Source organism: Cedecea sp. NFIX57 (assembly GCF_900177785.1).
GTDB lineage: Bacteria > Pseudomonadota > Gammaproteobacteria > Enterobacterales > Enterobacteriaceae > Cedecea > Cedecea neteri_C.
The window spans coordinates 15,527-28,818 of record NZ_FXAS01000042.1; the positions used below are offsets into that span (position 1 = coordinate 15,527).

Below are 13,292 nucleotides of genomic sequence, written 5' to 3' on the forward strand. Positions count from 1 at the left end.
CCTATTGCTGGAACGGGTACACGGAACCTAAATCCAGAATGCGCGTCAGTTCATCCAGCGCTTCGCGTCCCTCGCGCAACAGCTGCGGGTCGGCTAAATCAGCCTGGGTTAAACGGTCTCGGTACCAGCGATCAACCCAGCCATTGAGCGTCATAAACAGCGTGTCGTTCATCATCACCGCCGGATTAACAGCTTTAAGCTCCTCGTCCGTCAGTACCACTCTCAGACGTAAACACGCCGGACCACCGCCGTTAGCCATGCTTTCCCGCAGATCGAACACCTGCAATTCACGGACAGGGTTATCCGCCTCCAGCAGCTGGTTAAGGTAGCGCCAGACGCCTGGATGCTGGCGAGACTCTTCCGGCAGCACGAGCGTCATGCCGCCCTCGGCGCGGCTCAGCAGCTGGCTGTTAAACAGATAGGTCGAAACCGTATCAGCAACCGAAACCAAATTGTCCGGGACTTCCAGAGCCGTAAAGCCAGGCACTTTTTCGCGCAGACGCTGATAAAGCCCTTGTTGATCCACAAACGCATGCTGATGGCAGAACAGCACCTCGCGGTTAGAGACCGCGATAACATCGTTATGAAAAACGCCCTGATCGATCACCGCCGGGTTTTGCTGAGCGAAGATAACCTGCTCAGAGCGTACCTGATTCAAACGCGCCACGGCCTGGCTGGCCTCCAGCGTCTGACGAGCGGGATAGCGGGCCGGAGCCTGCCCGCTTTTCGAGTCTTCGCGGCCATAAACAAACAGCTGCACGCCCGGCTCGCCATATTCGCCGCCTAAACGGTTATGGTTGGCGGCGCCTTCGTCACCAAACAGAGCTACCTGCGGCAGCGCGCCGTGCACGGCAAAACGCCCGGTATCCCGGAACATCGCCCGCAGCACGTTTTCCGTCGTCGGTGCTTCACTGGCTCGGTGGAATTTATTGTTCAGGTTGGCGACGGTGAGATGCACTTTGCCGTCCAGCGTATCGGCTGACGGTGATACCGTCGCCGCATTGGCCACCCACATCGAAGACGCCGAACTGGCGGCGGACAGCAACTGAGGAGCCTGACGAGCCGCGCGCTCAACAACCTGCTCGTCGCTGCCGCTAAAGCCTATCTGACGGAGCACACCGATATTCGGACGCTCCTGTGGAGCAATCACACCCTGCGGATAACCCGCGTCCGCCAGCGCTTTCATTTTCAGCAGCCCCTGTTTTGCCGCCAGCTTCGGGTTAGACACGCGGAACTGGTGCTTCGTCGAGGCTTCATTGCCAAACGACAGCCCGGCGTAATGGTGGGTCAGCCCCACCAGTCCGTCGAAGTTGGCCTCACGCGCACGCTTCATGGCTGCTCCTCGCGGCTGAAATCGAGCCCTGGGCTCAGGGTTGGCGGTAGCGCGAAGCTCGTACTTTCCAGCGAAGCCATCGGCCAGGCGCAGTAATCCGCCGCATACCAGGCGCTGGCGCGGTGGTTACCTGAAGCGCCCACGCCGCCGAATGGCGCGGTGCTGGCAGCCCCGGTCAGCGGTTTATTCCAGTTCACAATCCCGGCTCTGGCTTCCAGTAAAAGCTGGTCAAACTGTTCGCGGGACGGTGAAATCAGGCCGCTCGCCAGGCCATAGCGCGTGTCATTCGCCATCCGAATCGCATCGTCAAAGCTGTGATAGCGGTAAATCGCCAGCAGCGGGCCAAACACTTCTTCATCCGGCACGTTTGCCACGCCGCTGAGTTCAACGATGCCCGGCGTCAGTAAAGAGGTGCCTGGCCGAATCATTTTTGGCTCAAGCAGCGGTTTACCACCGCGCGCAACGTGGGCCTGGAACGCGGTCAGCACCCGTTCAGCCGCCTGCACCGAAATCAACCCGCCGATAAACGGCTGTGGCATAGCGTCCCACTCTCCAGGCTGCAGCCGGGCAGAAACCTCAACCAGACGACGAATAAACGCATCCCCCTGTTCGCCCTGCTTCACCAGCAGACGGCGGGCGCAGGTACAGCGCTGCCCGGCGGTAATAAACGCTGACTGGATAGCCACGTGCACGGCTCCGTCGATATCCTGCGGATCTTCGACGATAAGCGGGTTGTTGCCGCCCATTTCCAGGGCGAGGATCTTCTCCGGCTGCCCGGCAAACTGGCGATGAAGATGGTAGCCGGTGCCCGCGCTGCCGGTAAACAGAAGCCCATCAAGCTCCGGCTGATTAGACAGCGCCTCGCCTGTTTCACGTCCGCCCTGTACCAGGTTCAGCACGCCAGCGGGTATGCCCGCCTCTTCCCACAGCTTCATCACCTGCTCACCAGTGCGTGGCGTCAACTCACTCGGTTTAAACACCAGGGAATTACCGGCCAGCAGTCCCGGCACGATATGGCCGTTGGGCAAATGACCCGGGAAGTTGTAAGGGCCAAAGACCGCCAGCACGCCATGAGGACGATGGCGTAAAGTCGCCGCTCCGTCCGGCATCGCGGTGTGCGTTTCGCCCGTTCTGGTGTGGTAAGACTTAATGGAAATGGCAATCTTATTGACCATCGCGGTCACTTCAGTAGCCGCTTCCCAGCGAGGTTTACCGGTTTCCTGAGCAATCGTTTCAGCGAGCGCAGTTTTATTCGCCTCAAGCAGGCCGGCAAAACGCTCCACAATCTCCTGACGTTCCGTAAACGGGCGTTTCGCCCAGGCAGGAAACGCCGAGCGAGCCGCACGACAGGCTTCTTCTACCTGCGCTTTATCCGCCACCAGCCCTTCCCACAGCAGCGAGCCACTCACCGGGTTATGTTTTAACAGCGCTTCGCCACGGCCCGGCACCCATTGTCCGTTGATCCAGTTAGTCATACTTTTTTCTCCTCGGGGCACAGGCGCACCACGCGCACGGTATCGCCGCTGGCGCACTTCAGCGCGTCGGCAGTTGCAGCATCAATAACCAGTTTATCGCCTTTGGGATCGGCTTTGATCAGCATCACGCGGAACTGGTAGTAATTTTCATTGGCGACCAGGCAAACGGGCAGTTCGTCGGTCGCGGGCTGGCCTACCGCGACGGTTTGCAGGCGGCTCTTGCGGATCGCCCGCACGCGGTCGATATCACACTCCAGCGTAGGGCCGCCGTCGAAGATGTCGACATAATTACGATAGCGGAATCCTTCGGCTTCAAGCACGGTACGCGCTGGCGCCGTTTGCGGATGCACCTGGCCGATAACCGCCTGCGCCTCTTTGGACAGGAAGTCGGTATAAATCGGGTGTTTTGGCATCAGCTCGGCAATAAAAGCTTTCTGCCCGGTGCCGCATAAGTAGTCTGCACGGGCAAACTCCATAGAGAAGAAGCGATTCCCAAGGCTTTCCCAGAACGGTGAATGCCCGTGTTCATCGATTACCCCGCGCATCTCGGCAACCACTTTGTCGTTGAACCGCTCGCGGAAGGCCGCCATAAACAGGAAACGAGACTTGGATAACAGATACCCGTTGCCTTCTTTACGCCAGGCCGGGTCAAGGAACAGCGTGCAAAGCTCGCTTGCCCCGGTGTGGTCGTGGGTGAGAAAAAGCGTCGGCAGCGCGTTGTAGATATTCAACTCTTTGGAGGCATGAACCAGCGTCCCGACCCGGTAGTTGTACCAGGGATCGTTCAGGCCTACGGCCACCTCAATGGCGCAAATCCCCACCATCTGGCCGCTGCTGGTATCTTCCAGCACAAAAACATAGCCCTGATCGCCCTTCGGCAGCCCGCCCTGCCAGGTCTGCAGCGAGCGTTCGATTCGGTCGGCCAGCGTTTTTTCATCGGCGGGGAGCGAGGTCAGCCCGCCGCCGGTTTTCCCGGCAAGCTTAAGCAGCCCCGGCAAATCGCCTCGTTCAATCGGGCGGATGACCATCATGATGAAACTCCCGCGAGGAAGCGTTCGCAGGCGCGCTCGAAGCGATCCAGGCCCAATTGAACTTCGGCCTCACTGACGATAAGTGCAGGTGCAAAACGCAGCACATTAGCCCCGGCAATCAGCATCATCAGGCCTTCCTGGGCGGCAGCCTGCAGAATAAGTTTCGCTTTACCGGCATGTTCAGGGCGCAGCGCACAGCCAATCAACAGCCCTAACCCGCGCACTTCGCTGAACAGCTGGTGCTTCTGGTTAATGTGGTTCAGGCGCTCAACAAACCAGTCGTGGCGCTGCTTCACGCCGCTGAGCACCTCAGGTGTATTAATGATTTCCAGTACGCGCCCGGCCACCGCAGATGCCAGTGGGTTTCCGCCGTAGGTAGTGCCGTGGGTACCAACCACCATCACTTTGGCAAAGCGATCGGTAGTCAGCAGCGCGCCAATCGGGAAGCCACCGCCCAGCGCTTTGGCCGTTGAGAGCACGTCCGGCGTCACGCCATAATGCATGTAGGCATACAGCGAGCCAGTGCGGCCCACGCCGGTTTGTACCTCGTCAAAAATCAGTACTGCGTTATGTTTGTCGCAAAGTTCGCGCAGCCCCTGAAGGAACTCTGGCGTCGCTGGGACAACCCCACCTTCACCCTGCATAGGTTCGACGATCACCGCACAGGTTTCGTCGTTAATCAGTTCACGGGCAGACTGCAAATCGTTAAACACCGCGTGGTTAATCTGCGGCGGCAGAGGCGCAAAATCTTGAGAATAAGCGGGCTGACCACCGGCCGTGACGGTAAACAGCGTGCGGCCATGGAACGCATTCTTGAACGCTACGATGCCGCTTTTCTGCGCGCCAAAATTATCATGAGCATATTTACGCGCCAGCTTCAGCGCCGCTTCGTTGGCCTCGGCCCCTGAGTTACAGAAGAACACTTTCTCCGCAAAGGTTGCGTCGATGAGTTGCTTCGCCAGCTTCAATACCGGCTCGTTGGTGTAGCCATTGCCGGTATGCCAGAATTTTGCCGCCTGCTCCTCCAGCGCTTTGCGCATTTCAGGGTGAGCATGCCCCAGGGCGTTAACCGCGATGCCACCGGCAAAGTCGATGTAGTCTTTTCCCTGCTGATCCCACAGGGTGGAACCCTCGCCGCGAACCGGAATAAAAGGCGCAGGGGCATAAACCGGCATCATCCATTCGTCGAAATGTTGGCGTGTAATTGACTGCGACATAGCGACCCCTCACGGTAAACAAAAAGTTTATTAAATGTTAAATAATTGAGTGTTTGCGCTGTAAATGTAGATTGCAGACATCGTGCCAGCCAGCGATAAAATGCATAAACCGGAGGGGGAAACGAAAAATCAATAACTTAAAAACACTCACCATTCACATAAAATGAATAAAAAGTGCATAGTTTTAACGTGCCGCCTGATTCGCGACACGAAAACAAGAAATATTATGCAGTGGTAAAATATAATGCTGGAATTGTGATCGCCTTCGGGATTTGCCTGCCGTTTTCGCCCCCTTTTTGCGCATCGAGATCAATTTTGGTGCAAATGTTGCTTTATTTCTGCCCACCAGTCGCACCTATGGCAGCGATTAGCTTCAGCGCAGCAACCTGCGCCGTTTTCTGCTACCATCCTGCAACAATTAACCTGACAACCTGGCAGCGACTATGAAATTTGTCTCTTTTAATATCAACGGCCTGCGCGCCCGTCCTCATCAGCTTGAAGCCATCGTAGAACAGCATCAGCCGGACGTTATCGGTCTGCAGGAAACCAAAGTGCACGACGATATGTTCCCGCTGGAAGACGTGGAGAAACTCGGCTATCACGTGTTTTATCACGGTCAAAAAGGCCATTACGGCGTGGCGCTGCTGACCAAAGAGAAGCCAATTGCGGTGCGAAAAGGCTTCCCGACCGACGACGAAGACGCCCAGCGCCGCATTATCATGGCGGAAATCCCGTCTGAATTTGGCAACCTGACGGTGATTAACGGCTACTTCCCACAGGGCGAAAGCCGCGATCATGAAACCAAATTCCCGGCCAAGACTAAGTTTTACCAGGATCTGCAGGACTTCCTGCAGGGTGAACTGCGCCCGGAAAACCCGGTGCTGATCATGGGGGATATGAATATCAGCCCGACGGATCTCGACATTGGGATCGGCGAAGATAGCCGCAAGCGCTGGTTACGCACCGGGAAATGTTCGTTCCTGCCGGAAGAGCGCGAATGGATGGCTCGCCTGTTGGGCTGGGGTCTGGTGGATACTTATCGCCACGCTAACCCGGAAGCACAGGACAAATTCTCGTGGTTTGATTACCGTTCAAAAGGCTTCGACGATAACCGTGGCCTGCGGATAGATCTGCTACTGGCAAGCCAGGGGCTGGCGCCGCACTGCGTGGCAACCGGGATCGACTACGACATTCGCGGCATGGAAAAACCGTCCGACCACGCCCCTGTTTGGGCGCAGTTTAAGCGGTAAGGGAAATACTGAAGGTTGACACATCTTCAGACAAGGACAGCGAGATGCCGTTTTTCACCCTGACGAGGCGCGAACAGAATGCGTAAAATCCTGTTTTTGCTGCTGGCCACGCTGGTTATCTCGCTGTTAGTCCTGCTGCCGCCGGGCACGCTTAGCCTGGCGACACTGCAGAAATATCACGCTCAGCTTAGTCTCTGGCACGCCGAGCGCCCGGCGCTGGTGATGAGCGCCTTCTTCCTCGGTTATTTCCTGATTTCCGCCCTTTCAATCCCGGGCACGCGTATTATGACCCTGATGGGTGGCGCGCTGTTTGGGCTGATCGAAGGTACCGTGCTGGTCGCCCTGGCTGCTGCCAGCGGCGCAACCGTGGCGATGTTGCTAAGCCGTTACTTCTTGCATGACTGGGTACAGCGGCGCTTTGCAACCACCATGGCGAAGATCAACGAGGGCATTAAGCACAATATTACGCACTGCCTGTTTGCCCTGCGCCTGGTGCCGGTTCTGCCCTTTTCCATCATCAACCTGCTGATGGGGCTGACGCCGATTTCCGCCGTTCGTTTTGCGATAGTCACGCTGCTTGGCCTGCTGCCGTCTATCGTGCTGTACATCAGCACTGGCCGCCAGCTTAGTCAGATAGAAAGTCTGCAGGACATTATTTCTCCCACCATGCTGTTGCTGTTTGCCCTGATTGGCCTGCTGCCGCTGCTGTCCCACTGGCTAATCAAAAGAACCCGTTTAAAAAGTTAAACGCCTCCGGCTATCCGAAGGCGTTTTGTCGCTACCCTTGCGAAAGTAACGTCACTTCGACATTCCCGGTAATCGCTCGCGAGTAAGGGCAAGTGGCGTGGGCGGTCGCGAGCAACGCTTCCCGCTCGGTTTCGCTCAGCCCCGGTAGCCTGACGAGCAGCGTCACCGCCAGCGCAAACTGGCTGTCATTATCGACTTTCCCCAGCGAGACGCTTGCGTCCACGTCGGCTTTCTCCGGAATGCGGATAGCCAGTTTTTTCCCCGCCAGCCCAATCGCCCCCATAAAACAGGCAGAATAACCGACGGCAAATAGCTGTTCCGGATTCGTGCCCGGTTTGCCAGACCCCGGCGTGCTGAGCTGCACGTCCAGGCTACCGTCGTCCGAGCGCCCGTGCCCGCTGCGTGCGCCAACGGTAGTGGTATGAGCGGTATAAAGTACTTTCTCGAGTTTACTGGACATGGTGATTCCTCAATCGTAGGTAAGAAGAGCCACCATTTAACCGCCGCGATGTATCTGCAATATGTTCTCCGGCTGGCCAAAATGTATAACTCTGTATCCGCTTCATGACCTGGCTCAAGCACGCTGCCACAGCCCCTCCGCTATACTCCACGCCTTTACGGCAGCGGCACGGTATGAAGATGGATAAACAAAAGAGAAGAGGTGGGTGTGCGTAAGGGTCTCTTTGCGCTGCTGATCATAATGGCTGGGTTGCTTTTGTATCTGCTTCCTCCTGGCATGCTTAGCCTGTCTGCTCTCAAGCACTCTCAGGCTGAGTTTGCACACTGGCATGCACAGCAACCGATTCTGGCTATTGTGGTCTTTTTTGGCTGCTACTTTCTTACTGCCGCCTTTTCCATTCCAGGTGCCACCCTGCTCACGCTGTTAGGCGGGGCTATTTTTGGTCTGGTACAGGGCACCGTCCTGGTCGCCCTGGCAGCGACCTCCGGTGCAACCGCCGCGCTGCTAATCAGCCGTTATCTGCTGCGTGACTGGGTGCAGCGCCGCTTCTCACGCACGATGGAAAAAGTGAATCAGGGCATACAGCGCGATGGCGGCCATTACCTCTTTGCCCTGCGGCTCGCCCCGGTTTTCCCTTTTGTGCTGGTGAATTTATTGATGGGCCTGACGCCTATGGGCGTCGTGCGCTATGCCGCGATCAGCCTGCTCGGCATGCTGCCCGCCATCATGGTCTACATTAACACCGGCAGACAGCTGAGCCAGCTGCAAAGCCTGGGCGATATTCTCTCCCCCGGCATGATGTTGATGTTTGCCCTGTTAGGGCTATTACCGCTGGCCGCTCGCTGGCTGGCCAGACAAACCGCCCCATAACACGCTGAGGACTTTCTCTTGCAACGCTTAATACCTGGCATACGGGCGCTGATGCTTGCTCTGACGCTGGTCGGCTTTAGCGCCACCGCCCAGCCCCAAAACTGGCAGAGTATTCGCCAGCAGGCCAACGGCCAGACGGTTTATTTTAACGCCTGGGGCGGCGATCCCGCCGTTAACGGCTATCTGGCCTGGGTCAGCCATGAAGTAAAAACGCATTATGGCGTGACGCTTAAAGTGGTAAAGCTGGCGGACGCGGCCGATGCGGTGAGGCGTATTCAAAACGAAGCGGCAGCGGGCAGAAAAACCAACGGGTCGGTGGACCTGCTTTGGGTCAACGGCGAAAACTTCAGCGTGCTCAAGCAGGCAGGATTGCTCAGCGAGAACTGGGCCGAAAATCTGCCAAACTGGCAATATGTTGATGTTAAAAAACCTGTGCGGGAAGATTTCTCGGTACCGGTTGACGGGGCTGAGGCGCCCTGGGGAAGCGCGCAGTTGATGTTCATTGGCGATAAAAAACGCTCGCCAACCTTCCCGCAAAATGCAGAACAACTGTTGGCCTTCGCCAAAGCCCATCCCGGCAAGCTGAGCTACCCTCGCCCGCCCGATTTTACCGGCACGGCGTTCCTTGAACAGCTTTTGATTGTCTTGACCGATAAACCGGCCGCGCTAAAAACAGCCCCGGATCCCGCCACCTTCGGGCAAGTCACCGTCCCGCTCTGGCGTTACCTTGACCAGCTTCATCCGTTCCTGTGGCAAAAAGGTAAAACGTTCCCGACGACGCCGGCGCGCATGGATCGTATGCTGGCCGACGGTGAGCTGCTGCTGTCAGTGACCTTCAACCCGGCGCACGTCGACAATCTGATCGCTCGCCGCCAGCTCCAGCCGTCGGCAGAATCCTTTGGCTTTAGTGCTGGTATGTTGGGCAACGTGCATTTCGTCGCTATTCCGGCGAACAGCAGCGCCAAAGCAGGAGCGCAGATCGTGGCTAATTTTCTGATGTCCCCCGAGGCGCAAATCCGCAAAGCTGACCCGGCAGTTTGGGGAGACGCGAGCGTGCTGAGCAGCAAGGCGCTGCCGCCACAGCAAAAAGCACAATTTGAGGCGCTGGTGCCCAAAAGCCAGCATCCGGTGCCTTTCCTGGCGGAACCACATTCCGCCTGGGTCAGTGCGCTGGAACAAGCCTGGCTTGAACGTTACGGATCGCGATGAGCCGCGGCTTTACGGATGCCGGAGCACTGGCTGCGGGACTGGTGTTTGTGCCAGTGCTGCCGGGGCTTGCCCTGATCGTACCGCCATTACTACAAGGTGAAATCTGGCTTACCCTTTGGCAGGACTCACAGTGGCCGGAAGCCTTCATCGCCACGCTAGTATCAACCACTCTCAGCGTGGGCGGCGCTTTGCTGCTGACGCTAATTATTCTCTGTTCCCTGTATCCCGGCGAGCGCTGGCAACGCTATCTTCAGCGTCTGCCGCTGCTGCTGGCCCTGCCGCACGTTGCCCTTGCCAGCGGCTTTTTCTTCCTGTTTTCAGACAGCGGCTGGCTGGCTCGCCTTTTCAATCTCTCTCTGCCGCCGGATAACTACGGTATTGCCCTCGGCCTCATGCTGGCACTCAAAGAAGCCTGGTTCTTACTGTGGTTCTCAGCCTCGCAGCTACAAAGCGCACAGATGAGCCAACAGATAACACTCGCCAGAACGCTCGGCTACGGCGAGCTACAATCCCGTCTCTATGTGCTGGTGCAGCAGCTCTTGCCGGGCCTGGGTTGGGCTTTAGTGGCGGTAACGGCCTATAGCCTTTCAGTCGTAGATGCCGCGCTGATTCTTGGCCCCGCTAACCCGCCGACTTTTGCGGTTCTGGCCTGGCAATGGCTAACGGACAGCGATATCTCCCGGCAGAATATGGGCCTGGCGGCATCCTGCCTGTTGCTGCTGATGCTCGGGGCTTTTGTTATTGTCGGGCGTTTGGCGTGGGCAATGATAAAACGGCGGATCGGGTGCTTTTCGGGCAAACGCTATGCCCTGAATCTGTCCTCTGCTGGCGCGATGACTGCCTGTTCACTTTCCCTGGTCGGCTTTACGGCTATCGCCATACTCATCCTTTGGTCCTTCGCCGAAGGCTGGTTTTTCCCGGCACGACTCCCTGAAAGTCTGACGCTTAACGGCTGGCAACAGGCTGAGCTGACGCCCGTCTGGACAAGTTTTGTAGCCGGATTTATCAGCGCTTTGCTCGCGCTAATCGTGACCATATTGTGGCTCAGGGGCTGCCCGCGCCGCTACGATCGCTGGCTGTATCTACCGCTGCTGCTGCCTGCGCTGCCGCTGGCCACCGGGCAGTATCAACTGCTGCTCAGGCTGAACATGGAAGGACGCTGGGCCGCGCTTATCTGGAGCCATTTGCTGTGGGTCCTGCCTTATACGCTGTTGATCCTGGCCCCGGCCTGGCAGAGGATCGACGCTCGCCTGGTGCTGACGGCGCGAACTTTCGGCTGGTCGGCGTGGAAAATTCTCTGCCTCGTCCAGCTGCCATTGGTCACTAGGCCTGTACTGGCGGCGCTGGCCGTCGGTTTTTCCGTCAGCGTCGCACAGTATTTGCCTACTCTTTATGTCGGGGCGGGCAGGTTTGCCACCGTCACAACGGAAGCTGTGGCGCTCAGCAGCGGCGGCGATCCCCAGCAGTTCGCTCTGCAGGCATTGCTACAAATGCTGCTGCCGATGGCCGTATTTATCGCCACAATCTCGGTTAGCCGCCTGGCTGGCACTCACAGAAAAGGATTACGCTAATGCTCAGCGTGCGAAATTGTTCCCTCTCCCGCAACGGCGAACCGCTGCTGGCGGATATCAGCTTTGACGTTGCGCCGGGTGAGATTGTTACGCTGATGGGCCCGTCTGGCGTGGGTAAATCGACGTTACTGAACTGGATGATCGGTGACTTAGCCCCGGAGTTTAGCGCACAGGGCATGCTGCAGCTTAACCAGCGCAGCCTGACGTCTCTACCCGTTGAACAGCGCCGTATCGGCATTTTATTCCAGGACGCGCTGTTGTTTCCTCACCTCAGCGTTGGGCAAAATCTGCTGATGGCGATGCCCGCCTCCGTCGTTGGGCGCTCGCTGCGGCAGCGTGCTGTCGCGGAGGTGCTGGAAAGCGCCGGGCTGGCCAGCTATGCCCACAGAGATCCAGCTACGCTCTCCGGCGGGGAACGCGCGCGCATCAGCGTCCTTCGCGCCCTGCTGGCTGAACCTGAAGCCTTATTGCTCGATGAGCCCTTTTCCCGCCTCGACCTGCCGCTTCGTCAGGGGTTTCGGGAATTTGTCTGGCAAAAAGCAAAACTACTCGGGTTGCCGGTGGTGCTGGTCACTCACGATGAGCAAGATATTCCCCCCAGCGGACAGGTTATCCGGCTTTAACCCATCGAACATGAGATATCGCAAAGAAGCCCCCTCAAGCGAGGACTAAACTTACGGCTCTTTTGCTATCCTTCAGGTTATTAGATGAAACGTGTTTCTCAGCTAACCACCGCCCTGCTGCTGGCCGGGCTGTCCCAGATCACTTTTGCCGCCGCGATGCCCACTGAAATGAACCTCTCCAGCGTAAAAGCCGAAAACGGTGCCGTGATTGATACTCGCCCAAGCGCGTTTTACAACGGCTGGCCGCAGACCGTAAACGGCAGCGGCGGCCATGAACCCGCCGCATTGAATCTCTCAGCCTCCTGGCTGACGCTAATGAGCGATGAACAGCTTTCAACGTGGGCTAAGCAACATCAGCTGAACAAATCTGGATTAGTAGCGCTTTACGGTGACGACGCTCGGGCCGTGGAAGCTCGCTTAGAAAAGCTGGGGTTTACGCAGATTTCAATGCTGACCGACGCCCTGCAGGATCCTTCCCGTCTGCAAAAGCTGGCGCATTTTGAGCAGCTCGTATACCCGCAATGGATCCATGATTTACAGAATAAAAAACCGGTCACCGCAGCGCCTGGCGGAGACTGGAAAGTGATTGAAGCGGGCTGGGGCGCGCCGAAAAAATACCTGCTCAGTCATATTCCCGGCGCGGGCTACATCAATACCGAAGAGGTGGAGAGCGAGCCGCTGTGGAACAAAGTGTCCGACGATAAGCTAAAAACCATGCTGGCGAAGCACGGCATCCGGCACGATACGACCGTCATTTTGTATGGTCGGGACGTTTACGCCGCGGCGCGCGTGGCGGCGATCATGCTGTACGCTGGCGTGAAAGACGTCCGTCTGCTCGACGGAGGATGGACAACGTGGAGCGCAGCTGATTTGCCCGTTGAACGCGGCCTGCCTGCACAACCGACGCCAGCCCCCGACTTCGGCGCCCCGATCCCCGGCCAGCCTCAACTGATGCTGGACATGGAACAGGCGCGCGCGCTGCTGCATCGCAAAGATGCGTCTCTGGTCAGCATTCGTTCCTGGCCGGAATTTATCGGCACCACCAGCGGGTACAGCTACATTAAGCCCAAAGGCGAGATTGCGGGTGCCCGCTGGGGTCATGCAGGATCTGACTCCACGCATATGGAAGACTTCCATAACCCGGACGGCACCATGCGTACCGGGGACGACATCGCCGCAATGTGGAAAAGTTGGAATATCTTGCCGGATCAGCACGTGGCCTTCTACTGCGGTACCGGCTGGCGCGCCTCCGAAACGCTGATGTACGCGCGGGCAATGGGCTGGAAGAACGTTGGCTTGTATGACGGCGGCTGGTACGAATGGAGTGCGGATCCTAAAAATCCTGTCGTTAGCGGTGAGCGTAAACCGAACTGATGCTCGCTTGAGGATCACGCCCCTCACCCTAACCCTAAAAGGGAGAGCAGCTGTGTTTAAAGTCAAGGGTGGCGCTATGTCGTCACCCATTCTTTATTATCCCGAAGCATTGCATTCAGGATGGTCACCAGC

The 13,292-nt window shown here is 57.6% G+C and carries 12 protein-coding genes; 7 read left to right on the plus strand and 5 right to left on the minus strand.

Features of this window, described 5'->3' with window-relative positions:
- Position 1: 1 nt before the first annotated feature.
- From astB to B9Y90_RS23020, 4 genes are read right to left on the minus strand one after another with little or no spacing between them, the layout of a single operon-like run.
- Positions 2-1,333, minus strand: coding sequence for an N-succinylarginine dihydrolase (astB, locus tag B9Y90_RS23005; RefSeq protein WP_085542746.1), 1,332 nt, complete (start codon positions 1,331-1,333; stop codon positions 2-4).
- Positions 1,330-2,808, minus strand: a complete 1,479-nt coding sequence (gene astD, locus B9Y90_RS23010; protein ID WP_085542747.1) for a succinylglutamate-semialdehyde dehydrogenase — start codon at positions 2,806-2,808, stop codon at positions 1,330-1,332. The genes astB and astD overlap by 4 nt, the downstream gene beginning before the upstream one ends.
- Positions 2,805-3,839 (minus strand): arginine N-succinyltransferase, encoded by a 1,035-nt coding sequence (gene astA, locus B9Y90_RS23015; protein ID WP_085542748.1) that lies wholly within the window; start codon positions 3,837-3,839, stop codon positions 2,805-2,807. Before astA ends, astD begins: the two co-directional genes overlap by 4 nt.
- Positions 3,836-5,056, minus strand: coding sequence for an aspartate aminotransferase family protein (locus B9Y90_RS23020; protein WP_039292303.1), 1,221 nt, complete (start codon positions 5,054-5,056; stop codon positions 3,836-3,838). The genes astA and B9Y90_RS23020 overlap by 4 nt, the downstream gene beginning before the upstream one ends.
- A 443-nt stretch (positions 5,057-5,499) precedes the next feature.
- Here B9Y90_RS23020 and xthA point away from each other — a divergent pair, with 443 nt between their 5' ends.
- Positions 5,500-6,306, plus strand: a complete 807-nt coding sequence (gene xthA, locus B9Y90_RS23025; protein ID WP_039292300.1) for an exodeoxyribonuclease III — start codon at positions 5,500-5,502, stop codon at positions 6,304-6,306.
- Positions 6,307-6,384: 78 nt separating this feature from the next.
- The gene (locus B9Y90_RS23030; RefSeq protein WP_085542749.1) at positions 6,385-7,053 is read left to right on the plus strand and encodes a TVP38/TMEM64 family protein; all 669 of its coding nucleotides are present in this window, start codon (positions 6,385-6,387) and stop codon (positions 7,051-7,053) included.
- A 31-nt stretch (positions 7,054-7,084) separates the two neighbouring features.
- Here the strand turns inward: B9Y90_RS23030 and B9Y90_RS23035 are convergent, their stop codons facing one another.
- Positions 7,085-7,513 carry an organic hydroperoxide resistance protein gene (locus B9Y90_RS23035; RefSeq protein ID WP_085542750.1) on the minus strand — a complete coding sequence of 143 codons (429 nt, stop codon included), beginning with the start codon at positions 7,511-7,513 and terminating at the stop codon, positions 7,085-7,087.
- A 201-nt stretch (positions 7,514-7,714) separates the two neighbouring features.
- Here B9Y90_RS23035 and B9Y90_RS23040 point away from each other — a divergent pair, with 201 nt between their 5' ends.
- The 5 genes from B9Y90_RS23040 (at position 7,715) to B9Y90_RS23060 (ending at position 13,160) form a co-directional block, all read left to right on the plus strand.
- Entirely contained in the window at positions 7,715-8,383 is a 669-nt protein-coding gene (locus B9Y90_RS23040; RefSeq protein WP_441302666.1) for a TVP38/TMEM64 family protein, read from the plus strand.
- A 51-nt stretch (positions 8,384-8,434) separates the two neighbouring features.
- On the plus strand, positions 8,435-9,592 hold the full coding sequence (locus B9Y90_RS23045; RefSeq protein ID WP_139827466.1) for an ABC transporter substrate-binding protein: 1,158 nt from the start codon (positions 8,435-8,437) through the stop codon (positions 9,590-9,592).
- Positions 9,589-11,163 (plus strand): ABC transporter permease, encoded by a 1,575-nt coding sequence (locus B9Y90_RS23050; RefSeq protein ID WP_085542752.1) that lies wholly within the window; start codon positions 9,589-9,591, stop codon positions 11,161-11,163. Before B9Y90_RS23045 ends, B9Y90_RS23050 begins: the two co-directional genes overlap by 4 nt.
- The gene (locus B9Y90_RS23055; RefSeq protein ID WP_085542753.1) at positions 11,163-11,786 is read left to right on the plus strand and encodes an ATP-binding cassette domain-containing protein; all 624 of its coding nucleotides are present in this window, start codon (positions 11,163-11,165) and stop codon (positions 11,784-11,786) included. Before B9Y90_RS23050 ends, B9Y90_RS23055 begins: the two co-directional genes overlap by 1 nt.
- Positions 11,787-11,870: 84 nt before the next feature.
- Positions 11,871-13,160 carry a rhodanese-like domain-containing protein gene (locus B9Y90_RS23060; protein ID WP_085542754.1) on the plus strand — a complete coding sequence of 430 codons (1,290 nt, stop codon included), beginning with the start codon at positions 11,871-11,873 and terminating at the stop codon, positions 13,158-13,160.
- Positions 13,161-13,292 lie beyond the last annotated feature (132 nt).